Source organism: Enterobacter sp. RHBSTW-00994 (assembly GCF_013782625.1).
Lineage (GTDB): Bacteria > Pseudomonadota > Gammaproteobacteria > Enterobacterales > Enterobacteriaceae > Enterobacter.
The window spans coordinates 2,633,706-2,656,803 of sequence record NZ_CP056199.1 but is presented as its reverse complement, the minus strand read 5'-3'; the positions used below and the strand labels follow the sequence as shown (position 1 = coordinate 2,656,803).

Here is a 23,098-nt window from a genome sequence, read left to right as displayed (position 1 = left end):
TATGACGCATCTGCAAAACAGACAATCCGTTGAAGAAAAACCGACAGGCGGCGAGGTGATTGTGCTTCCGCCGGTTCAGGTTCGTCGTCGTGCCCCGGCGTATGCTCGCCGGTTAAATGCCCTGCTTCAGCGCATCATTCCTGGTTTTCTTGGGCTTGGACTGCTGGTGGTTTGCTGGCAACTGGCTGCAATTAACAGCAAAGGTTTTCCGACCCCTCTGAGTACGTTTGACTCTGCACTTACCCTGTTCGCAGACCCGTTTTATCGCGATGGGCCCAACGACATGGGGATCGGCTGGAACGTGCTGGCCTCTTTACAGCGGGTCGCCGTGGGCTTTGGCCTGGCAGCGTTGGTGGGGATCCCGATGGGCTTCCTGATTGGTCGCTTTACCTTTGTCTCACGCATGTTTACACCGCTGGTTGCGCTCCTGAGACCCGTGAGTCCACTGGCCTGGCTGCCTATTGGTCTGCTGTTGTTCCAGAAAGCGGAACCGGCATCGAGCTGGACCATTTTTATCTGCTCCATCTGGCCAATGGTCATTAACACTGCCGAAGGTGTACGCCGTATTCCACAGGATTACCTCAACGTTGCGCGGGTGTTGCAGCTTTCTGAGTGGACCATCATGCGGCGCATTCTTTTTCCGGCTGTGCTGCCTGCGGTATTGACCGGGGTTCGCCTCTCTATCGGCATTGCCTGGTTGGTCATTGTCGCGGCCGAAATGCTAACGGGTGGGCTGGGTATTGGGTTCTGGATCTGGAACGAGTGGAACAACCTTAACGTCGAAAATATTCTCATCGCCATCGTCATTATTGGCGTGGTGGGGTTGCTGCTGGAGCAGGGGCTGATGCTGATTGCCCGCCGTTTTAGCTGGCAGGAAAAATAAGGAGTGAACATGAAACCGATTATTCAGGTACAAGCGGTGAGTCAGCGTTTTTCCACTGCCAGCGGCGAGTTTCTGGCATTGCAAAATGTCTCTTTTGATATTCATGAAGGCGAAACCGTGAGCCTGATTGGTCACTCGGGGTGTGGCAAATCCACGCTGCTGAACTTGATCGCCGGGATCACGTTGCCCACAGAGGGCGGGCTGATTTGTGATAACCGTGAAATTGCCGGACCCGGCCCGGAACGCGCGGTTGTGTTTCAGAACCATTCACTGCTGCCGTGGCTCACCTGCTTTGATAACGTGGCGCTGGCAGTAGACCAGGTCTTTCGTCGCACGATGAGCAAGGCTGAGCGCAAAGAGTGGATCGAACACAACCTCGAACGTGTGCAGATGGGTCATGCGCTGCATAAACGTCCGGGGGAGATCTCCGGTGGAATGAAACAGCGGGTCGGTATTGCCCGTGCGCTGGCGATGAAACCCAAAGTCCTGCTGATGGATGAACCGTTCGGTGCTCTGGATGCGCTCACGCGCGCTCACTTGCAGGATTCGGTGATGCAAATTCAGCAGGCGCTAAACACCACCATCGTACTGATTACCCACGATGTGGATGAAGCGGTACTGCTTTCGGACCGGGTCATGATGATGACCAATGGCCCTGCGGCCACCGTCGGTGAAATCCTGCATGTTGACCTGCCACGCCCACGTAACCGGGTGCAACTGGCTGACGACAGCCGCTATCACCATATGCGCCAGCAAATTCTGCATTTCCTCTATGAAAAACAGCCCAAAGCGGCGTAACGAGGAGAACACAATGCGACTGGTGATTATCGGCAATGGCATGGCAGCTACGCGACTGATTACATCGCTGAGCGAGAAGGCTCCCGGTCGCTTCACTATCACTGTTGTTGGTGATGAGCCGGAGCATGCGTACAACCGCATCCAGCTCTCTCCGGTGCTGGGTGGGGAAAAACAGGCCGCGGCCATTCAACTGTACGATGACGCGTGGTATCGCGCCCGGGGGGTCACGGTGTTGAGGGGGGAAAAAGTGGCTGCCGTAGAGGTGGCGAGCGGTGAGGTTCGCACCGCGAACCGCGTACTGCAGTGGGATGAACTGGTCTTTGCGACGGGGTCTGTGCCATTTGTCCCGCCCATACCCGGCGGTGAGTCTTCACATGTTTTCCCTTTTCGCACGCTGGGTGATGCCAACGCCATTATGGCAATCGCTGGTCCGGCTGTGGTGCTGGGTGGGGGCGTGCTCGGTATTGAGGCCGCCGCTGCACTGGCGCGAAATTGTGACAACGTCACGCTGGTGCATCGCGGAACGTGGCTGATGGAACAGCAGTTGGATCAGCAGGCAGGACGCTTGCTGGAAGAGGCTCTGGCTGAACGCGGTATCTGTTGCGAACTGGCATCCGGGATCGCGGAGATTGGTACGGACTCGGTCACGCTTATCAATGGTCGCCGGGTTGACGCGACGCGCGTGGTGCTGGCAACCGGTGTTGTGCCCAACATCCATCTGGCGAAGGACTGCGGATTGCAGTGTGCCAAAGGCATCGTGGTGAACCACTTGATGCAAACCTCATTGCCACATATCAGTGCCATCGGTGAGTGCTGCGAGATTGATGGCCAGACATTTGGCCTGGTCGCTCCTTGTCTGGTGCAGGCCGACAACCTGGCCGCCCGGCTGGCTGGCGATGTGCCCACGGCATTTATGCCCGGCGACAGCGGGATGCGCCTCAAGGTGACGGGTATTGAGCTGTTCAGCGCTGGGGGCGTATCGGTGCAGCCAGGCGATGCGGTCTGGCATTCATGGGATCCGTTAACCCGCCACTATCGTCGATTATTGATCCGCCACGGCATGCTGGCGGGTGTGCAGTTGATGGGGGATTGCCGCAGTGCCGCGACGTTCACCGATTTACTGGCAACGCCTGTTCCCGCACATGTGGACTGGCTTTTCGATCGTTTCACTACGCAACCACAGGTTGCAGGACAGAACGCTATGACAAAACCTACTCTGGTGGTGGTTGGACACGGTATGGTCAGCCATCATTTCCTCGAAGATTGCGTGAACCGCAATTTGCATCAGCAATACCAGATTATTGTCTTCGGTGAAGAGCGCTATGCCGCCTATGACCGTGTTCATCTTTCAGAATATTTTGGCGGACGTAGTGCTGATTCGCTCTCTCTGGTGCAGGGCGATTTCTTTGCAGACAACGGTATTGAACTCCGTTTGTCGCAACAGGTAGTGGCTATAGATCGTGACGCGCATGTCGTGCGTACAGCCAGTGGACACGAAACCCACTGGGATAAGCTGGTGCTGGCAACCGGTTCTTATCCCTTTGTTCCTCCTGTTCCTGGGCGTGAACTGGCAGGGTGTTTTGTTTACCGCACTCTCGACGATTTGGATCACATTGCGGCGCACGCAGAGAATGCCCGGCGCGGCGTGGTGATTGGTGGCGGGTTACTGGGGCTTGAAGCCGCAAACGCACTGAAACAGCTGGGTCTGGAAACGCATGTTGTGGAATTTGCGCCGAACCTGATGGCGGTCCAGCTCGACAATGATGGCGCGGCGATGCTGCGTAAAAAGATAGAGGCGCTGGGTGTGGGGGTTCACACCAGTAAAGCCACTACGGAGATTGCTGCTACAGATACAGGGCTGGCGCTACGTTTTGCCGACGGCGAACAACTCGATACCGATATGGTGGTCTTTTCCGCCGGGATCCGCCCGCAGGATGCGCTGGCGCGTAGTGGTGGACTGGCCGTTGGCGAGCGCGGCGGGATCTGCATTGATGCGCACTGCCGGACCTCTGATAAGAATGTGTTTGCCATCGGGGAGTGTTCGCTCTGGGAAGGCAAAGTTTACGGTCTGGTCGCTCCCGGATACCAGATGGCGCGTGTCGCGGCAGCACAACTGGCGGGAGACGATAAGATGTTTGCCGGGGCGGATATGAGCACCAAACTGAAGCTACTGGGTGTGGATGTTGCCTCATTTGGTGATGCACATGGCCGCACACCAGGGGCATTAAGTTACCAATGGACACACGGGCCGCAGCAAATCTACAAAAAGATTGTGGTTAGCCACGACAGTAAAACGTTGCTGGGTGGGGTGCTGGTGGGGGATGCGGGTGAATATGCCACGCTGTTACAGATGATGCTGAATGGTATTAGCCTGCCCAAAGAGCCTGAAACGCTGATTTTACCCGCCGTGGCAGGCAATGCGCCAAAAGCGCCTGGAGTGGCAGCCCTGCCGGAAAGTGCGCAGATCTGTTCCTGCCATAATGTCAGCAAAGGTGATATCTGCCAGGCGGTGAGTACCGGTGCTACGGATATGGGCGCGATTAAACAGTGCACCAGAGCCGCGACCGGCTGCGGGGGGTGTAGCGCGCTGGTCAAACAGGTGATGGAATACCAGCTAGCGGAACAGGGTGTGGAAGTGAAAAAGGATATCTGCGAACACTTCCCGTATTCACGGCAGGAAATTTATCACCTGGTGCGTGTTAATCACATTCATACCTTTGACCAGCTTATCAGCCGCTACGGAAAGGGACACGGATGTGAGATTTGTAAGCCGCTGGTGGGGTCGGTACTGGCCTCCTGCTGGAACGAATATTTACTGAAACCGGCACTCCTGCCGTTACAGGACACAAACGATCGCTATTTCGCTAACATCCAGAAAGATGGAACCTATTCCATTGTGCCGCGTATGCCCGCAGGTGAAGTTACCGCCGACGGGCTGATTGCCATCGGTCAGATTGCCAAACGTTATCAACTGTACAGCAAAATCACCGGGGGGCAGCGTATCGATCTGTTTGGTGCAACCCTTGAGCAACTGCCGGAGATCTGGCAGGCGCTGGTGGAAGCGGGATTCGAAACCGGACACGCCTACGGTAAGTCACTGCGCACGGTGAAGTCCTGCGTTGGCTCCACGTGGTGTCGGTATGGCGTGCAGAACTCCACCGGACTCGCCGTCACGCTGGAGCATCGTTATAAAGGATTGCGCGCGCCGCACAAAATCAAAATGGCTGTCTCCGGGTGTACCCGCGAATGCGCAGAAGCGCAGAGTAAAGATGTCGGGGTCATTGCAACCGATAAAGGCTGGAACCTCTATTTATGCGGAAACGGGGGGATGAAACCTCGACATGCCGATCTCTTTGCCAGCGATCTGGACGAGGCAACGCTGCTGCGTACTGTCGATCGCTTCCTGATGTTCTATATCCGTACCGCCGATCGCCTGCAACGTACCAGTATCTGGATGGACAACCTGGAAGGTGGGCTCGATTATCTGCGCGAGGTGATCCTTGATGACAGCCTGGGTATTGCTCACGAGCTGGAGCAGGAAATGGCACGGGTTGTCGAGACCTATCAATGTGAGTGGCAGACGACCCTGAACGATCCTGATCGTCTGGCGTTGTTCCGTTCTGAGGTCAACAGCACGCAGACGGATGACAAACGCTGGCAGGAGATTTGCGCCATCGACGAAATCCCTGAACAGGCGGGGATTGGCGCACGGCTGGGACGTAAACGCATCGCGCTGTTCCGTTTTGGTAAAGCGGTTTATGCCCTTGACGACCAGGAGCCGGGCAGCAGCGCAAATGTTCTTTCGCGCGGTATCCTGGGGGATGCGGGCGGTGAGCCAGTTGTGATCTCTCCGTTGTATAAGCAGCGCATTCGTCTGCGTGACGGACGTCAGTTCGAAAATGGTGAACCTGCCGTTCGCGCCTGGCCGGTGAAAATTGAAAACGGCAAAGTCTGGGTTGGCAATGAAGAACTGGTCATGCGGGCGGAGGCATCATGAATGAAACGCGTACAACGTGTCCTTATTGTGGTGTTGGCTGCGGAGTGGTTGTAAGACGAGAGAACGGAAACGTCAGCGTGCGGGGAGATGAAACGCATCCGGCTAACTACGGAAGGCTCTGCGTTAAAGGCTCGGCATTGGGTGAAACAACCGGTTTGCAGGGCCGACTTCTGCGCCCGAGGGTGGATGACCACGATGTTACCTGGTCCCGGGCGCTGAGTGTTGCCGGGGAGCGATTGCAGGCGATCATTGAGAGGTGGGGACCGCAGGCGGTGGCGTTTTATGCTTCCGGGCAGCTATTAACCGAGGACTATTACGCGGCAAATAAGCTGATGAAGGGATTTATCGGCGCAGCCAACATCGACACTAACTCGCGGCTCTGTATGTCATCGGCGGTGACAGGTTATAAGCGGGCGTTTGGCGAAGACATTGTTCCGTGCAGCTATGACGATGTGGAAAACAGCGATCTGGTGGTGCTGGTGGGTTCGAATGCCGCCTGGACGCATCCGGTTCTGTTTCAGCGTCTGGTAAAGGCGCGTCAGGACAATCCCGATATGAAAGTGGTGGTGATTGACCCGCGAAAAACGGCGACCTGTGATATCGCGGATCTCCATCTGGCACTGATGCCGGGCAGTGATGCCGGGCTGTTTGTTGGTTTGCTAAATGCCATTCAGGGCGATACGACCTGGAGCATTGACCGCGTGGCGGATTTTTGTGGCCTGCTGGTCGGCGAGGTGGGGACATTTTACGACTGGTTTATCACCGCTCCGCGCGCGATAACGCTCTATACCATGGGGATCAATCAGTCCACCAGCGGCAGTGACAAGTGCAATGCCATTATCAATGTGCATCTGGCCAGTGGGAAAATTGCCCGGCAGGGCTGTGGGCCTTTTTCGCTAACCGGGCAGCCAAATGCGATGGGGGGACGCGAAGTTGGCGGGCTGGCGAACCAGCTTGCGGCCCATATGGGGTTTGAACCGGACGATCTTGCGCGAGTGGCCCGTTTCTGGGGGACGGAGCGGCTGGCGCAGACGCCAGGGTTAATGGCAGTGGAACTCTTTGATGCGATTGCCCGTGGCGAGGTTAAGGCTGTATGGATTATGGGGACGAATCCCGCCGTGTCCCTTCCTGACAGCCACGCAGTTTGTCAGGCGCTGGCGGCATGTCCCCTGGTGGTTGTTTCGGAAGTGATGAGCGAAACGGATACCAGCCGCTTTGCTCATATTCGCTTTCCGGCACTGGGCTGGGGCGAGAAAAACGGCACAGTGACGAACTCTGAGCGCCGTATCTCGCGCCAGCGTGCATTTTTACCTGCGCCAGGGGAGGCAAAACCCGACTGGTGGATCATCGCCCAGGTGGCAAAAGCACTGGGATACGGCGAGGCGTTTGCATGGACGCACCCGCAGGAAATTTTTTGTGAGCATGCGGCACTTTCGGCATTTGAAAATGACGGCTCACGGGCGTTTAACCTCCGCGAACTTGCCTCGCTGACCCGCGAACAGTGGGATAACCTGACACCGTATCAGTGGCCGACGGGGGATATGCCGTATCGAAAAATTGTGCCGGTGGCGCCGCAGAAGCACAGTGCCAGGGTTGATGCCCTCTATCCACTGTTACTCAACACCGGTCGTGTCCGCGATCAGTGGCATACCATGACCCGCACAGGCTATGTTGCCAGACTGATGCAGCATATCGACGAACCTCTGGTCGAGATCTCGCCCGGCGATGCGCGTCGTTTTATGCTGATGGACGGGCAACTGGCTCGGCTTAGTTCCCCACGTGGGGTGATGGTCGCCAGAGTGCGAATACTCCAGGGCCAGCGGGAGGGGGAATTATTTGTGCCCATGCACTGGAACAATCAGTTCGCTCGCCAGGGTAAAGTCAATGTGCTGGTGGAAGGGCGCTGCGATCCGCTCTCTGGCCAGCCGGAGAGTAAACAAACCGCCATCCGGATCATGCCCTGGCAACCTGGCTGGCAGGGGGAGCTTTACGCGCGGGACCTGCCTGAAGTGCCACCTTCGGCTTGCTGGTGGCGTAAAGCGGCGCAGGGTGTGCAGCATTTAACGGTGGCAGGAGATAAATCTCTGCTGGAAGACATCATGGCACACTGCCGTGTCCAGGAGTGGCAACTTCAGCTTGCCCACAGCGGCGATCGTAACAGTGTTCTGGCCTGGCACAACGGAGAATTGATGCTGGGGTACTGGGAAGACAACACATTGCCGGAGTTGGCCCATACTTTTGTTGAAGAGGCCTTTCATACTGCGCCTGCGGAACTTGCCGCGCGCCATGCATTACTGAACGGACAACGTCCGGGTGAGCAGGTTGGGCAGGGGCGTATTATCTGTAGCTGTTTTAGCATTGGCGAAAGGGCAATCAATGAGGCGATCGCCGAAGGGTGTGATTCCGCTGCGGCATTGGGGGCGAAACTGCGGTGCGGGACTAATTGTGGCTCTTGTGTTCCTGAGCTGAAGGCATTGATAAGCGCAAGGGGGTAAATGTCTTTGGGGGCGAGTCGCTTTTCAGAGTTCAGGTTTTTCCTGAAATTTCTGTTAAGGCTGCAATTACTTCCTGAACACGCTAAGGTAGTAAAAGGTATATTTCAAAATACAGGTTCCTTTTCCAGACGTTGATGGTTGTTTCTTCCCGCATTCGCCCGCTGTGTTTACTCTTCCTTGTCTCGGCCGGGCCTGTTTTCGGCACGCCGAATTCCTTTGTGCAACAGGCGCAAAATCCATTTGATAACGATGGCGATGGTTTACCTGACCTGGGGCTGGCAAAGCCTACAGCCGACGGTGAAAAACATCTCGCAGAAGTGGCTAAAGCGTTTGGTGAAGCCAGCATGGTCGATAATGGCCTCACCACCGGTGAGCAGGCGCGTCAGTTTGCTTTTGGTCAGGTGCGGGATGCGCTGAGCGGTGAGGTGAACCAGCAGATTGAATCCTGGCTCTCGCCATGGGGCAATGCCAGTGTCGACTTGCTGGTGGATGAGAATGGCGAATTCACAGGCAGCAGTGGCCGTTGGTTTGTGCCCTGGCAAGACAATAACCGCTATCTGAGCTGGAGTCAGTTGGGGCTTACCCAGCAAACCGACGGTCTGGTAAGCAATGCGGGCATTGGACAACGCTGGCTGGCCGGGAAATGGTTACTGGGCTACAACACTTTTTATGACAACCTGCTTGATGAAAATCTCCAGCGGGCAGGGTTGGGGGCAGAGGCCTGGGGCGAAAACTTACGTTTATCGGCAAATTACTATCAGCCATTTGCCAGTTGGCGAAACCGTTCCGATGTGCAGGAGCAACGCATGGCGCGCGGATACGATCTTACCGCAAAAGCCTGGCTGCCCTGGTTTCATCACCTGAATACCAGCGTCAGCTTCGAGCAGTATTTTGGCGATAGTGTGGATCTGTTTAACAGCGGGACGGGTTATCACAATCCGATGGCGGTGAACCTTGGACTCAACTACACGCCAGTACCGCTGCTAACGTTCTCAGCGGCGCATAAGCAAGGGGAAAGCGGCGTAAGCCAGAATAATCTGGGCATGAAGCTCAACTATCGTTTCGGCGTTCCGCTTGAGAAACAGCTTTCCGCGAGCGAAGTGGCGATCACACGCTCGTTACGGGGAAGTCGGTATGACTCTCCTGAACGGGATAACCTCCCCGTGATGGAGTTCCGTCAGCGTAAAACGTTGTCAGTTTATCTGGCGACGCCGCCCTGGGATCTCAAAGGGGGGGAAACGGTAATACTGAAATTACAGGTCCGCAGTACACACGGTATCCGCCAATTACACTGGCAGGGAGACACGCAGGCCCTGAGCCTGACGTCGCCCGCAAAACAGAGCAGCGAAGAAGGCTGGAGCGTGATTATGCCTGCCTGGGATGGGCAAGAAGGAGCAAGTAATCGCTGGCGGTTGTCTGTCGTGGTCGAAGATGAAGACGGGCAGCGTGTCTCTTCCAATGAGATCACGCTAACGGTTGTGCCACCGTTGATCGCGTTGCCCAACGACGATCCTCGGTGGAAGCTGCTGCCGGAAGAATGAGATTAAAAAATACGTTCCTGATGAACCCACACCGCGGCTTCAACCCGTGATTTCAACTTCATTTTCTTCAACATATGCTTCACATGGACTTTGACCGTACTTTCGGTGATATCCAGGCGACGGGCGATCATTTTGTTCGGCAGACCCTGCGCAATCAGCTTCAGGATATCGCGTTCACGCGGGGTTAACTGGCTGACGTCGCGGTCAGACGTGGCTCGGTTGGCGCGCAAACTGGCAGCCAGCACGGGCGTTAACGCTTCACTCAGCACCATTTCGCCTGCCGCAGCTTGTTGCAGCGCCTTAAGCAGATCTTCTGGCTCCATATCTTTCAGCAGATAGCCGTCAGCCCCGCGTTTTAGCGCCGTCACCACGTCTTCTTCATGGTTGGAAACGCTGAAGACCACCACGCGGCCTGATAGCGATTTTTCCCGCAATTTATCGAGCGTTTCGAGTCCGTTCATGCCGGGCATATTGAGATCGAGCAAGATCAAATCAGGATCGAGTGATTCGGCAAGTTCAATACCCTGTTCGCCGTTGCTGGCTTCGCCCACAACGGTGATATCCTGCGCCATGCTGACAAGCTGTTTGACACCCGTGCGCAGCATTGGATGGTCGTCGATCAACAGGATGGTTGCCGGTTCCTGATTAGTCATGGTTTTCTCCTTGAGCAGTTATTTGAGGCTTTTCGGGAATAAAGGTGACCACTACTTCAGTGCCACCAGACTCTCCCCGGCGAACCTGGCAATCACCGCGCAGGCTTTGTGCGCGGTCTCGCATGATAATTAAACCATAGTGGTTACTTCTCTCGGCATTTTCCGGCACGCCGCAGCCGTTGTCCTGAACCGTAAGTTTCACCTGGTTAGCGTGATGACTGACAGTTACGGTTACTGCGGTTGCATCGGCGTGTTTGAGTGCGTTACTCAGCGCTTCACGGGCAATTTGCAGTAAATGAATGGCCTGATGGGAAGGAACAAAACGCGGCGGAAGCTGATAATCGAGCTTCACCGGGAACCCCAGTCGGGCGCTAAATTCACGGCAGCTGGCTTCGAGAGCGGGACGCAGACCCGGTTCAGTCAGCTGCAAACGGAAGGTAGTCAGTAATTCGCGAAGCTGTACCCACGAGGTGTTGAGTTCGTTGCGGATCTGGCTCAGCAATTGCTTGCTGCTGTCCGGCATACCGTCGTCCTGCATTTGCAGACAGCTGATCTGCATTTTCATACAGGAGAGGGACTGAGCGATGGAATCATGGAGTTCGCGGGCGATGGTGGCGCGTTCTTCCATCACGATCAGCTGTTGTTGTTTTTCCTGGTGACGATCGAGAGCCAGCGTGGCCGTCAGTTGTTCAACCAGCGTATCGACCAGCTGTTGTTGATCGTGGCTCAGATGACGGCCATTAGGCAGCGTCGCCAGAAGAATGCCGTATTGTGTATGGCTGTCTGTCAGGCGCCATTTAAGCGTTGTGCCGCTGTTGTTCATCGGTGGTAAACCGCGAGGGCAAAGATGGCAGCCTTTGTCGTCGCATGACATATCCGACTGACAGGTGAATTCCTGATGATTCTCCTCATCTTCAACGTCATAGACACGCAATTCCAGGTCGTGCAGGAGCGTCAGATTTTGCAAACCATTCAATACCGGGGAGAGGCGCTCACAGAGAGGAACCTGCATGTGCAGCCGACGATTAGCTTGCCACAGGAAAGAGAGGATTTCGTTTTTCTGCTCCAGACCGGCGGTTTTTTCCTGTACACGTTGTTCCAGTACGGCGTAGCTCTCAGCCAGCTCAGCAGACATGTCATTCAGCGCCTGGCCGAGCATGGCCATTTCGTTACGACCGCTGATGCGAGCACGTTTTGTGAAGTCTCGATGGGTGACAGCGCGGGCTACCGCCAGCAGTTGTTTCCACGGATTGAGCAAGCGCTTGCGTAGCCAGATGATGGTGAAAACCAACAGCAGCCCCATGAAGATGGCCATGGCCCGATGCAACAAAACAACCTGCTCGATACGCATCTCAGTGGTATGGTCAAACGAGGAGACAAGGTCATCGATGCGCGCCACAAAACGGGCAACGTCGGTCGCGACTGTGTCCGGTGATTTTGCCTGACGCAGGCCGGGTTCAAGCTGGCTGTGCCAGTATTCCTGTAAGGCTTTTAGCTGCGCCTGCTGCCCGTCACGGTTGGCGGCAAATGCCAGCTCAGAACTGAACGCGGTTCGCTCCATTTCATCCAGAAGGGGTTGATCTTCTGCGGTGAGCGGAATGGCGGCGAGCAGACGATAACTCTGCATGCGTAGTGAGCCTGCCTCGTTAATGGCATGTGCGCTACCCTGTACGCCCTGGACCAGCCGACCGGAAATAGCCATGCCTGCCACACCGATGGCGGTGGAGAGCAAAACGATTAACGCTAACTGGTTGACTAGCGTCAGCGGAGATAAACATCTTTTTAACATAGGGTTGCCGGGCTCCTGACGTGGCCTGCTTGCAGGAATGGCGCTATTCTCGTGCATACCCTGGAGTATACCCATACCAATAAAGGATTACCTCTAAATTGCCAAAGAGGTACGGGGTTGTGGAAGGGGGAGATGCTGACGCCTCAGCACCGTGAAAAACCACACCTTTTTTGCCGAAAAACCCTACCCACTAAGAGTAATGATCTTTTTTTGACCGCGGATCCTCCACCTTTTCCTTTGATTTATATCAACTTACCTCTGCCCTAAAACCCTAATGTTTGCAGCATCATTCAAGAATCAGAGGTGTCTATGAGTCACTCATCCGCTCCCGAAAGGGAAGACGGTGCTGTCATTACCGAATGGCGTCCGGAAGATCCGGCGTTCTGGCAACAGCGCGGTCATCGTGTAGCAAGTCGTAATCTGTGGATTTCAGTTCCGTGCCTGATGTTGGCATTTTGTGTATGGATGTTGTTTAGTGCAGTGGCAGTAAACCTGCCGAAAGTGGGCTTTACGTTTACCACCGATCAGCTGTTTATGTTGACCGCCTTACCGGCATTGTCCGGTGCGTTGCTGCGTGTGCCCTATGCCTTTATGGTTCCCCTGTTTGGGGGGCGTCGCTGGACGGCTTTCAGCACCGGGATCATGATTATCCCGTGCGTATGGCTGGGTTTTGCGGTGCAGGACACCTCGACACCCTTTAGCGTGTTTGTGATTATTTCCCTGCTGTGTGGCTTTGCGGGGGCAAACTTTGCCTCCAGCATGGCGAATATCAGCTTCTTCTTCCCGAAAGCGAAGCAAGGTGGCGCGCTGGGTATTAACGGCGGTCTGGGGAACATGGGCGTCAGCGTCATGCAGTTGATTGCCCCGTTGGCTATCTCCGTTTCTATTTTTGCCGTATTTGGCGGAACCGGTGTCGCACAGCCTGATGGCTCCTGGCTGTACCTGCAAAATGCGGCCTGGATTTGGGTTCCGTTCCTGATCGTACTGACGCTTGCCTCCTGGTTCTTTATGAATGACCTGTCGGCGTCAAAAGCGTCGCTGAGCGAGCAACTGCCAGTCCTGAAGCGTGGACATCTGTGGGTGATGGCGTTGTTATACCTCGCGACGTTTGGTTCATTTATCGGATTCTCTGCGGGCTTTGCGATGCTGTCGAAGACCCAGTTCCCGGAAGTGCAGATCCTGCATTACGCGTTCTTCGGTCCGTTCATTGGCGCACTGGCGCGTTCCACTGGCGGCATGATTTCTGACCGACTGGGCGGAACGCGTGTCACGCTGGTGAACTTTGTGGTCATGGCTATCTTCTGCGCGCTGCTGTTCCTGACGCTGCCGACGAACGGGCAGGGCGGAAACTTTGTGGCGTTCTTCGCGGTGTTTATGGTGCTGTTCCTGACGGCCGGACTGGGGAGCGCGTCTACCTTCCAGATGATCTCCCTGATCTTCCGCAAGCTCACGATGGACCGGGTAAAAGCGCAGGGCGGCACAGAAGAGCAGGCAATGCGCGAGGCTGCAACTGATACCGCAGCGGCGCTGGGCTTTATCTCTGCGATTGGGGCTATCGGCGGGTTCTTTATTCCTAAGGCCTTTGGCATCTCGCTCGACCTGACGGGTTCTCCGGCAGGTGCGATGAAAATATTCCTCGTATTCTATATCGCCTGTGTGGTGATCACGTGGCTGGTATACGGACGTAATTCCAAGAAAAACAAGTAAGTTTGATTATCCGTTTGCGCGGCCTTAGGGCCGCGCTTTTTTTTGCTATGGCAGCATCTCTTTTGTTATCGCCTTACCGGCCTGAAGACCTGGCTGGTGGTATGCTTCCCACTGCTCCTCATCGAAGAATTGATCGCCCGTCGTTTGCTGAGGGAAATCCGGGTGGTGGCTTGCATAACAGGTTGTATCAAGCCCCATATTCGCCAGGCGATGCGGTTTAACGATAATCAGTTTGCCGGGCCTGGCCTTCTCCGTTGCTGTTTTGGGGGAGTGAATTCTGGCTTCAATGAGAGGCAAGTCTGTTTTCCCTTTTTTCAACTGCGCTACCGATGTCCGTCTGCCTGTGATGGCCGGGGAAAACAGTATCGAAATCCCGTAATCAATTCGCGCCTTGCGCACCAGGTTGTCCAGATCGTCGAAGATAAATTCCGGGTCCGCGCCGCAGTCAGCAACCACGATGGTTTTTACCCGGCGCTTTAAGAGCGGATAAACGGCTGTATTTTCAAAATGACCGCCATCAGAGAGATACCAGTACTGGCTATTTTTCCCAGGGAAACGGGCAAACATTTCAGCGAACAGTGCGGCAAGCGGATCTTTTGTGGCCGGGGATTTAACCAGGTTGGGCGACCAATACCCCAGCCTGCCACCAATCAGGAAAAGCAGAAACGCCAGCCCCGGAGAGGTGCGTGACCCCATACCGGTTGCCGCTGCTGCCCCCGAAATAGCGACCCAGTGCGAAAGTGTGGGACCCTGCGACCGGTTTTGATAGGGAAGGCCTTTGCGTACCGGTTTCCGCCCCAAACGCGCTAACGGTTAAAGCGATGCCTTTGCGGTCGGCATCATAGTTGCGGCTACGGTCATCAACGGTCTGATTAATACAGCAGGTCATAAGGTGGATCGGTCCCTGAAATAAATGGGGCTGGTATTTTCCAAAAGTAATATCGTCACCCGGTAACGGGTTGGTCACCTTTTTAATATGATCAAGTTTACCGCTGAAAGTACTGAGAAGCGGATCTAATGCCTGATATAAACGTCCCAGCATTGCCCCGACATATCCCCCACCCGACACGGTCGAAAGATAATCAAACTTTCGCAGAAGTTCCTTTTTTGCCAGTGCGCGAATCAAACCGAGGTTAAATACGGCACTGCGGATCCCTCCGCCGGATAACGCTAATCCAATTGTGTCAGTACCTGTGCTTTGAGGGAGATCTAAATCCGCTCGTCGGGCGTTGATGGCGTTTATTTCATCGTGTTCATTCGGGTCAGTCTGCGCTTCTGGATCACTCATTTTTATGCCCTTACGCGTCGGGAACAGGGTGAGATAAACAGACTCTAGACGAATAATAAAAAAATGAGACTCATACGCGGTTCTTACGGACAAACAAACGCCTACCACTTAATAACTAATCATTGTGTGGTTTTACCCTTTGCGGTGTTGATTTTATAAAAAAACCATAAAAAACAAATTGTTAAAAAATAAAAAATCCTACTTCTTTGGTGGTATTTTGCGTTTTTCCTGCCTGAAGCATCCCGGTTGCCCTTGATCGTTATCAATTATCGCCATCTTTCATAGCGTTACCTTCGCTGCAAATCAGCAATGTCGATTTAGAGAGCCACAGGCTCCACACAGGAGATACCCGATGAGCAAATTTCTGGACCGGTTTCGCTACTTCAAGCAGAAGGGCGAAACCTTTGCCGATGGGCACGGTCAGGTTCTGGAGACCAACCGGGACTGGGAGGATGGATACCGTCAACGTTGGCAGCATGACAAAGTCGTGCGTTCTACCCACGGTGTAAACTGCACCGGTTCATGTAGCTGGAAGATTTTCGTTAAAAATGGTCTGGTGACATGGGAAATGCAGCAGACCGATTATCCGCGCACACGCCCGGATATGCCAAACCATGAACCGCGTGGTTGTCCGCGTGGTGCGAGCTATTCCTGGTATCTGTACAGTGCAAACCGTCTGAAATATCCACTGATGCGCAAACGTCTGATGAAGATGTGGCGTGAAGCGAAAGTGCAGCACAGCGATCCGGTCGATGCCTGGGCTTCCATCATTGAAGATGCCGACAAAGCGAAAAGCTTTAAGCAAGCGCGTGGTCGGGGTGGTTTTGTCCGATCTTCCTGGCAGGAAGTGAATGAGCTGATTGCGGCCTCTAACGTCTATACCGTGAAAACGTACGGGCCGGATCGCGTGGCCGGGTTCTCGCCGATCCCGGCAATGTCGATGGTCTCTTACGCCTCTGGCGCACGTTATCTTTCTCTCATCGGGGGGACGTGCCTGAGTTTCTACGACTGGTACTGCGACTTACCGCCTGCGTCTCCTCAGACCTGGGGTGAGCAGACCGACGTTCCTGAATCTGCTGACTGGTACAATTCCAGCTACATCATTGCATGGGGTTCTAACGTTCCGCAGACCCGTACCCCGGACGCCCACTTCTTCACCGAAGTGCGTTACAAAGGGACCAAAACCGTTGCCGTCACGCCAGACTATGCCGAAATCGCAAAACTGTGCGACCTGTGGTTAGCCCCGAAACAGGGAACCGATGCGGCAATGGCGCTGGCGATGGGCCACGTTATGCTGCGCGAATTCCATCTGGATAAACCAAGCCAGTACTTCACAGATTATGTGCGTCGCTACACCGACATGCCTATGCTGGTCATGCTGGAAGAGCGAGACGGCTACTATGCGGCGGGGCGTATGCTGCGTGCCGCCGATCTGGTGGATGCTCTCGGCCAGGAAAATAACCCGGAATGGAAAACCGTTGCCTGTAACACCAGGGGTGACATGGTTGCACCGAACGGTTCTATTGGTTTCCGTTGGGGTGAAAAGGGCAAGTGGAATCTTGAGCAACGTGATGGTACGTCCGGAGAAGAGACGGAACTGCGTCTCAGCATGCTGGGCAGCCAGGATGAGATTGCTGAAGTGGGCTTCCCGTACTTCGGGGGCGATGGCACTGAGCACTTCAATAAGGTCCAACTGCAAAACGTCCTGATGCACAAACTGCCGGTGAAGCGCCTGCAACTGGCGGACGGGTCGACCGCGCTGGTAACCACTGTTTACGACCTCACCATGGCAAACTACGGCCTGGAACGCGGTCTGAACGATGAAAACTGCGCCACCAGCTACGATGACATCAAAGCCTATACCCCGGCCTGGGCAGAGAAAATTACCGGTGTGCCGCGCGCAAATATCACCCGTATCGCCCGTGAGTTTGCGGAAAATGCCGACAAGACGCACGGCCGTTCGATGATCATCGTCGGTGCAGGTCTGAACCACTGGTATCACCTTGATATGAACTACCGTGGTCTGATCAACATGCTGGTCTTCTGCGGTTGTGTCGGCCAAAGTGGTGGCGGTTGGGCGCACTACGTGGGGCAGGAAAAACTGCGCCCGCAAACGGGCTGGCAGCCACTGGCGTTTGGCCTCGACTGGCAGCGCCCGGCACGTCACATGAACAGTACCTCTTACTTCTATAACCACTCCAGCCAGTGGCGTTACGAAACCGTCACCGCGCAAGAGCTGCTGTCACCGATGGCGGATAAATCCCGCTACAGTGGGCATCTGATTGACTTCAACGTACGTGCTGAACGTATGGGCTGGCTGCCGTCTGCGCCACAACTGGGAACAAACCCGCTGCGCATTGCCGAAGCGGCGAAGAAAGCCGGAATGAACCCGGTAGATTACACCGTCAAATCCCTGAAAGAGGGGTCGATTCGCTTCGCGGCGGAACAGCCTGAAAACGGGAAAAACCACCCACGCAACTTGTTCATCTGGCGCTCTAATCTGCTGGGCTCTTCCGGTAAAGGTCACGAGTACATGCTGAAGTACCTGCTGGGTACGGAACACGGTATTCAGGGAAAAGATCTGGGTAAACAAGGTGGCGTGAAGCCGGAAGAGGTGGAATGGAAGGACAATGGTCTCGACGGCAAGCTGGATCTGGTTGTCACCCTGGACTTCCGTCTTTCCAGCACCTGTCTGTATTCCGACATCGTGCTGCCGACTGCCACCTGGTACGAAAAAGACGACATGAATACCTCGGATATGCATCCGTTTATTCATCCCTTGTCTGCTGCGGTTGACCCTGCATGGGAATCCAAAAGTGACTGGGATATCTACAAAGGTATCGCGAAGAAATTCTCTGAAGTGTGTGTCGGGCATCTGGGCGTTGAAACCGATGTGGTGACGCTACCCATTCAGCATGACTCTGCGGCTGAACTGGCGCAACCACTGGATGTGAAGGACTGGAAAAAAGGTGAATGTGACCTGATCCCAGGAAAAACTGCACCGCACATTATTCCGGTGGAACGTGACTATCCGGCGACCTATGAGCGCTTTACCTCTATCGGCCCGTTGATGGAGAAAATCGGTAACGGCGGTAAAGGTATTGCCTGGAATACCCAGAGCGAAATGGACCTGCTGCGTAAGCTCAATTACACCAAAGCCGAGGGGCCAGCCAAAGGTCAGCCGATGCTGAATACGGCGATTGATGCGGCAGAGATGATTCTGACGCTGGCGCCGGAAACCAACGGTCAGGTGGCGGTGAAAGCCTGGGCTGCATTGAGTGAGTTTACGGGGCGCGACCATACGCATCTGGCGCTGAATAAAGAAGACGAAAAAATTCGTTTCCGCGATATTCAGGCGCAACCGCGCAAAATCATCTCCAGCCCGACCTGGTCAGGACTTGAAGATGAGCATGTTTCTTATAACGCCGGTTACACCAACGTTCACGAGCTGATCCCATGGCGTACCCTGACGGGCCGTCAGTCGCTGTATCAGGATCACCCGTGGATGCGTGATTTCGGTGAGAGCCTGCTGGTTTACCGTCCACCGATTGATACCCGCTCGGTGAAAGAAGTGATGGGCGAAAAATCTAACGGCAACCCGGAAAAAGCGCTCAACTTCCTGACACCGCACCAGAAATGGGGGATCCACTCTACCTACAGCGACAACCTGCTGATGCTGACGCTGGGTCGTGGTGGTCCGATTGTGTGGATGAGCGAAGCCGACGCGAAAGAGCTGGATATCGTGGATAACGACTGGATTGAAGTGTTCAACAGCAATGGTGCACTGACTGCCCGTGCCGTTGTCAGCCAGCGTGTTCCGGCCGGGATGACCATGATGTATCACGCGCAGGAACGCATCGTTAACCTGCCGGGTTCAGAGATCACCGAACAGCGCGGCGGTATTCATAACTCCGTCACCCGTATTACACCGAAACCTACCCACATGATTGGCGGTTATGCCCAGTTGGCGTATGGCTTTAACTACTACGGTACGGTCGGCTCCAACCGCGATGAGTTCGTGGTCGTGCGTAAGATGAAGAATATTAACTGGTTAGATGGCGAAGGTAATGACCAGGTACAGGAGAGCGTAAAATGAAAATTCGTTCACAAGTCGGCATGGTGCTGAATCTGGATAAATGCATCGGCTGTCATACCTGCTCAGTCACCTGTAAAAACGTCTGGACCAGCCGTGAAGGGGCGGAATACGCGTGGTTTAACAACGTTGAAACCAAACCTGGTACGGGTTTCCCGACCAACTGGGAAGACCAGGAGAAATGGAAGGGCGGCTGGATCCGCAAGATCAATGGCAAAATCCAGCCGCGTATGGGTAACCGTGCATTGCTGCTGGGTAAAATCTTCGCTAACCCGCATTTACCGGGCATCGATGATTACTACGAGCCGTTTGATTTCGACTATCAGAACCTGCATAGCGCGCCAGAGAGCAAGCATCAGCCTATCGCACGTCCGCGCTCGCTGATCACCGGCCAGCGTATGGCGAAGATTGAAAAAGGACCAAACTGGGAAGACGACCTGGGGGGGGAGTTCGAAAAATTGTCGAAAGACAAGAACTTCGAAAACATGCAGAAGGCAATGTACGGTCAGTTCGAAAACACCTTCATGATGTATTTGCCACGTCTGTGTGAGCACTGCCTGAACCCGGCCTGTGTCGCGACTTGCCCAAGCGGCGCGATTTACAAGCGTGAAGAAGATGGCATCGTGTTGATCGACCAGGACAAGTGCCGTGGCTGGCGGATGTGTATTACGGGCTGTCCGTACAAAAAAATCTACTTTAACTGGAAGAGCGGGAAATCCGAGAAGTGCATCTTCTGTTATCCACGCATTGAAGCCGGTATGCCAACCGTGTGCTCTGAAAGCTGCGTAGGCCGTATTCGTTATCTTGGCGTATTGCTGTATGACGCGGATGCCATCGAGAATGCGGCAAGCACTGAACATGAGAAAGATCTCTATCAGCGCCAACTGGATGTGTTCCTCGATCCGAACGATCCAAAAATCATTGAACAGGCGCTGAAAGACGGCGTGCCGCAGAGTGTTATTGACGCGGCGCAGCAATCACCGGTGTACAAAATGGCGATGGACTGGAAGCTGGCGCTGCCGCTGCACCCTGAATATCGCACGTTGCCGATGGTTTGGTATGTGCCGCCTCTGTCACCGATTCAGTCCGCAGCTGATGCGGGTGAACTGGGCAGTAACGGTATTCTGCCCGATGTGGAAAGCCTGCGTATTCCGGTTCAGTACCTGGCGAACCTGCTGACCGCAGGTGATACACAGCCGGTACTGCTGGCGCTGAAACGTATGCTGGCGATGCGCCACTTTAAACGTGCAGAAACCGTTGAGGGCGTGATCGACACACGAGCACTGGAAGAGGTGGGGTTGACTGAAGCGCAGGCACAGGAAATGTATCGTTACCTGGCCATTGCTAACTACGAAGATCGTTTCGTTGTACCGAGCAGTCACCGTGAATTAGCGCGCGAAGCCTTCCCGGAGAAAAGCGGCTGTGGCTTTACCTTCGGTGATGGTTGTCACGGTTCAGATACTAAATTCAACCTGTTCAACAGCCGTCGTATTGATGCGATGGACGTCACCAGCAAAACGGAGCCGCACCAATGATTGAACTCGTCATTGTTTCGCGTCTGCTCGAGTACCCGGATGCTGCCCTCTGGCAGCATCAGCAGGAACTCTTCGATGCACTCGCGTCGTCTGAAAACCTGGATAAAGAGGATGCCCAGCGACTGGGCGTTTTCCTGCGCGATTTGCTCGCGCAGGATCTTCTGGATGCACAGTCTGACTATAGCCAATTGTTTGACCGTGGTCGTGCAACATCGCTGCTACTGTTCGAACATGTTCATGGCGAATCCCGCGACCGTGGACAGGCGATGGTCGACCTGCTGGCGCAGTATGAAGCGCACGGGTTGCAGCTCGACAGCCGTGAGCTGCCGGATCATCTGCCGCTTTATCTGGAGTATCTGGCGCAGTTACCAAAAGAAGAAGCACTTGGTGGTTTGCAGGATATTGCACCGATTCTGGCGCTGCTTAGCGCGCGTCTGCAACAGCGTGAGAGTCGCTATGCGGCGCTCTTTGACCTGCTGGTGAAGCTGGCGGATTCCGCAATCGACAGCAGTAAAGTGGCGGAAAAAATTGCCGATGAAGCCCGGGATGATACGCCCCAGGCGCTGGATGCTGTCTGGGAAGAAGAGCAGGTGAAATTCTTCGCAGACCAGAACTGCGGTGAGTCTGAAATCTCCGCTCACCAGCGTCGCTTTGCCGGTGCAGTGGCTCCGCAATATTTGAATATCTCCAACGGAGGACAGCAATAATGCACTTCCTGAATATGTTCTTCTTTGATATCTATCCGTACATTGCAGGGTCGGTATTCCTGATTGGTAGCTGGCTGCGTTACGATTACGGCCAGTATACCTGGCGTGCGGGCTCCAGCCAGATGCTGGACCGTAAAGGGATGAATCTGGCTTCTAACCTGTTTCATATCGGGATCCTGGGTATTTTTGCCGGTCACTTCCTCGGTATGCTGACGCCGCACTGGATGTACGAATCCTTCCTGCCGATTGAAGTGAAGCAGAAGATGGCGATGTTTGCGGGGGGCGCGAGTGGCGTGATGTGTCTGGTGGGCGGTTTACTGCTGCTGAAACGCCGTCTTTTTAGCCCGCGTGTGCGAGCCACAACAACGGGGGCCGATATTCTGATCCTGTCCCTGTTAATGGTGCAATGCGCCCTGGGCCTGCTGACGATTCCGTTCTCTGCACAACATATGGATGGCAGCGAAATGATGAAACTGGTTGGCTGGGCGCAGTCTGTCGTGACTTTCCACGGCGGTGCATCAGCACATCTGGATGGTGTTGCCTTCATCTTCCGTATCCACCTGGTGCTGGGGATGACACTGTTTCTGCTGTTCCCATTCTCTCGCCTGGTGCACATCTGGAGCGCGCCGGTTGAGTACCTGACGCGCAAATATCAGATTGTGCGTGCGCGTCGTTAATTCACGCCAGGTTTTATCCTAACCCCGCCTTCGCGGGGTTTTTTTTCACCCCAGCCCAGATTGTTACCCGCCGCTGCAACCAAAATAAGCACGCCGCCCGCCAACTGAGGCGCGGTAAGGGTATGACCGAATACGAGGTTATCGACAATAATGGCGACCAGCGGATAGATAAACGACAGCGAACCGATAACAGGTGTAGGGAGTTTCTGAATGGCGCTATAGAGCAGTTGATACATTATGCCGGTGTGCACAATGCCTAACGTTAATAAGATCGACCAGGGGAAGTCTCGGGTAAATACGGGCAGATGCGCCATCGGCAAAAGTATTACTACCCCCGTCAGAACCTGAATAAAAGCGATATGCTGAGGGGCGATAGTTTTTAACTTACGCGTGATCATCGCGGTTAGCGCATAAAAGAACGCGGCTCCCAACGCCAGACTGATACCTGCCAGCAAACCATCGTCATATTTACCCGTCAGTTCACTGGAGAGCAGGATGATAACACCGCCGAAGGCGAGGAATAACCAGCTCCATTTTACCAGACTGACGCGTTCTCCCATCAATACACCCATCAGTACCAGCATAAACGGCTGCGTGTTATAGACCACGGTAGATAGCCCAATAGAGATCTGCCCATAGGCGGCAAACAGTAGTAACCAGTTAACGACCAATGCCACGCCACCAAGAGTGGCGAGACCCAGGGTGACTGTTGTTATGGGGCTAAAGGGGGATTTACTGAACCGGATAAAAAGAAACAGCGCAACTGCGCCGATTAAGCAGCGCCAGAACACCACTTCTGTGACCGGTAAACCGGAGAGTAAAACAAAAGCCCCTATCGAACCGGAAATAAGCATCGCCAGGCTCATTTGCCAGACGCCTTTCTGAATATCACGCATCATACACCTCCTGAATAATGCTTCTATTGTCGAAAATGC

General features: G+C 54.6%; 15 protein-coding genes. 10 read left to right on the top strand and 5 right to left on the bottom strand.

Annotated elements, in window-relative coordinates; translation table 11 throughout:
- The first annotated feature begins 1 nt into the window (after position 1).
- The 5 genes from ntrB to HV346_RS12710 all read left to right on the top strand — a co-directional run bounded on the left by ntrB (position 2) and on the right by HV346_RS12710 (position 9,714).
- Entirely contained in the window at positions 2 to 883 is an 882-nt protein-coding gene (gene ntrB, locus HV346_RS12730; protein WP_181619706.1) for a nitrate ABC transporter permease, read from the top strand.
- Between the two features lie 9 nt (positions 884 to 892).
- Entirely contained in the window at positions 893 to 1,681 is a 789-nt protein-coding gene (locus HV346_RS12725) for an ABC transporter ATP-binding protein (RefSeq protein ID WP_181619705.1), read from the top strand.
- A gap of 13 nt (positions 1,682 to 1,694) precedes the next feature.
- On the top strand, positions 1,695 to 5,678 hold the full coding sequence (gene nirB / locus HV346_RS12720) for a nitrite reductase large subunit NirB (protein ID WP_181619704.1): 3,984 nt from the start codon (positions 1,695 to 1,697) through the stop codon (positions 5,676 to 5,678).
- Positions 5,675 to 8,173 (top strand): nitrate reductase, encoded by a 2,499-nt coding sequence (locus HV346_RS12715; RefSeq protein WP_181619703.1) that lies wholly within the window; start codon positions 5,675 to 5,677, stop codon positions 8,171 to 8,173. The genes nirB and HV346_RS12715 overlap by 4 nt, the downstream gene beginning before the upstream one ends.
- A 134-nt stretch (positions 8,174 to 8,307) precedes the next feature.
- A complete protein-coding gene (locus HV346_RS12710) occupies positions 8,308 to 9,714 on the top strand; it encodes a YchO/YchP family invasin (protein WP_181619702.1) in 1,407 nt (468 codons plus the stop codon).
- Positions 9,715 to 9,716: 2 nt separating this feature from the next.
- On the opposite strand, the gene narL is transcribed toward HV346_RS12710, so the two are convergent.
- Positions 9,717 to 10,367 (bottom strand): two-component system response regulator NarL, encoded by a 651-nt coding sequence (narL, locus tag HV346_RS12705; RefSeq protein WP_181619701.1) that lies wholly within the window; start codon positions 10,365 to 10,367, stop codon positions 9,717 to 9,719.
- On the bottom strand, positions 10,360 to 12,156 hold the full coding sequence (gene narX / locus HV346_RS12700) for a nitrate/nitrite two-component system sensor histidine kinase NarX (protein ID WP_181619700.1): 1,797 nt from the start codon (positions 12,154 to 12,156) through the stop codon (positions 10,360 to 10,362). The genes narL and narX overlap by 8 nt, the downstream gene beginning before the upstream one ends.
- A 309-nt stretch (positions 12,157 to 12,465) precedes the next feature.
- Between narX and HV346_RS12695 the strand changes: the two genes are divergently transcribed.
- Positions 12,466 to 13,863, top strand: a complete 1,398-nt coding sequence (locus tag HV346_RS12695; RefSeq protein ID WP_181619699.1) for a NarK family nitrate/nitrite MFS transporter — start codon at positions 12,466 to 12,468, stop codon at positions 13,861 to 13,863.
- 45 nt (positions 13,864 to 13,908) lie between these two features.
- On the opposite strand, the gene HV346_RS12690 is transcribed toward HV346_RS12695, so the two are convergent.
- Both HV346_RS12690 and HV346_RS12685 read right to left on the bottom strand, forming a co-directional pair.
- Positions 13,909 to 14,559 carry a hypothetical protein gene (locus HV346_RS12690; RefSeq protein WP_181619698.1) on the bottom strand — a complete coding sequence of 217 codons (651 nt, stop codon included), beginning with the start codon at positions 14,557 to 14,559 and terminating at the stop codon, positions 13,909 to 13,911.
- Positions 14,474 to 15,151 (bottom strand): patatin-like phospholipase family protein, encoded by a 678-nt coding sequence (locus HV346_RS12685; protein ID WP_181619697.1) that lies wholly within the window; start codon positions 15,149 to 15,151, stop codon positions 14,474 to 14,476. Before HV346_RS12685 ends, HV346_RS12690 begins: the two co-directional genes overlap by 86 nt.
- A gap of 352 nt (positions 15,152 to 15,503) precedes the next feature.
- On the opposite strand from HV346_RS12685, the gene HV346_RS12680 reads away from it, so the two are divergent.
- Genes HV346_RS12680 through narI form a run of 4 tightly spaced genes read left to right on the top strand, consistent with a single transcriptional unit; the run spans position 15,504 to position 22,163 of the window.
- Positions 15,504 to 19,247, top strand: coding sequence for a nitrate reductase subunit alpha (locus HV346_RS12680; RefSeq protein ID WP_181619696.1), 3,744 nt, complete (start codon positions 15,504 to 15,506; stop codon positions 19,245 to 19,247).
- A complete protein-coding gene (narH, locus tag HV346_RS12675) occupies positions 19,244 to 20,779 on the top strand; it encodes a nitrate reductase subunit beta (protein ID WP_181619695.1) in 1,536 nt (511 codons plus the stop codon). The genes HV346_RS12680 and narH overlap by 4 nt, the downstream gene beginning before the upstream one ends.
- Positions 20,776 to 21,486 carry a nitrate reductase molybdenum cofactor assembly chaperone gene (gene narJ, locus HV346_RS12670; protein WP_181619694.1) on the top strand — a complete coding sequence of 237 codons (711 nt, stop codon included), beginning with the start codon at positions 20,776 to 20,778 and terminating at the stop codon, positions 21,484 to 21,486. Before narH ends, narJ begins: the two co-directional genes overlap by 4 nt.
- On the top strand, positions 21,486 to 22,163 hold the full coding sequence (narI, locus tag HV346_RS12665; protein WP_181619693.1) for a respiratory nitrate reductase subunit gamma: 678 nt from the start codon (positions 21,486 to 21,488) through the stop codon (positions 22,161 to 22,163). Before narJ ends, narI begins: the two co-directional genes overlap by 1 nt.
- On the opposite strand, the gene HV346_RS12660 is transcribed toward narI, so the two are convergent.
- The gene (locus HV346_RS12660) at positions 22,160 to 23,059 is read right to left on the bottom strand and encodes a DMT family transporter (RefSeq protein WP_181623770.1); all 900 of its coding nucleotides are present in this window, start codon (positions 23,057 to 23,059) and stop codon (positions 22,160 to 22,162) included. The genes narI and HV346_RS12660 overlap by 4 nt on opposite strands.
- Positions 23,060 to 23,098: the final 39 nt, after the last annotated feature.

Coding starts and splice junctions, on each gene's coding strand:
- nirB (WP_181619704.1), top strand. CDS start 1,695: ATGCGACTGGTGATTATCGGCAATGGCATGGCAGCTACGCGACTGATT.
- narL (WP_181619701.1), bottom strand. CDS start 10,367: ATGACTAATCAGGAACCGGCAACCATCCTGTTGATCGACGACCATCCA.
- narJ (WP_181619694.1), top strand. CDS start 20,776: ATGATTGAACTCGTCATTGTTTCGCGTCTGCTCGAGTACCCGGATGCT.
- HV346_RS12690 (WP_181619698.1), bottom strand. CDS start 14,559: ATGGGGTCACGCACCTCTCCGGGGCTGGCGTTTCTGCTTTTCCTGATT.
- HV346_RS12695 (WP_181619699.1), top strand. CDS start 12,466: ATGAGTCACTCATCCGCTCCCGAAAGGGAAGACGGTGCTGTCATTACC.
- narX (WP_181619700.1), bottom strand. CDS start 12,156: ATGTTAAAAAGATGTTTATCTCCGCTGACGCTAGTCAACCAGTTAGCG.
- HV346_RS12725 (WP_181619705.1), top strand. CDS start 893: ATGAAACCGATTATTCAGGTACAAGCGGTGAGTCAGCGTTTTTCCACT.
- ntrB (WP_181619706.1), top strand. CDS start 2: ATGACGCATCTGCAAAACAGACAATCCGTTGAAGAAAAACCGACAGGC.
- HV346_RS12710 (WP_181619702.1), top strand. CDS start 8,308: ATGGTTGTTTCTTCCCGCATTCGCCCGCTGTGTTTACTCTTCCTTGTC.
- HV346_RS12660 (WP_181623770.1), bottom strand. CDS start 23,059: ATGCGTGATATTCAGAAAGGCGTCTGGCAAATGAGCCTGGCGATGCTT.
- narI (WP_181619693.1), top strand. CDS start 21,486: ATGCACTTCCTGAATATGTTCTTCTTTGATATCTATCCGTACATTGCA.
- HV346_RS12715 (WP_181619703.1), top strand. CDS start 5,675: ATGAATGAAACGCGTACAACGTGTCCTTATTGTGGTGTTGGCTGCGGA.
- HV346_RS12685 (WP_181619697.1), bottom strand. CDS start 15,151: ATGAGTGATCCAGAAGCGCAGACTGACCCGAATGAACACGATGAAATA.
- HV346_RS12680 (WP_181619696.1), top strand. CDS start 15,504: ATGAGCAAATTTCTGGACCGGTTTCGCTACTTCAAGCAGAAGGGCGAA.
- narH (WP_181619695.1), top strand. CDS start 19,244: ATGAAAATTCGTTCACAAGTCGGCATGGTGCTGAATCTGGATAAATGC.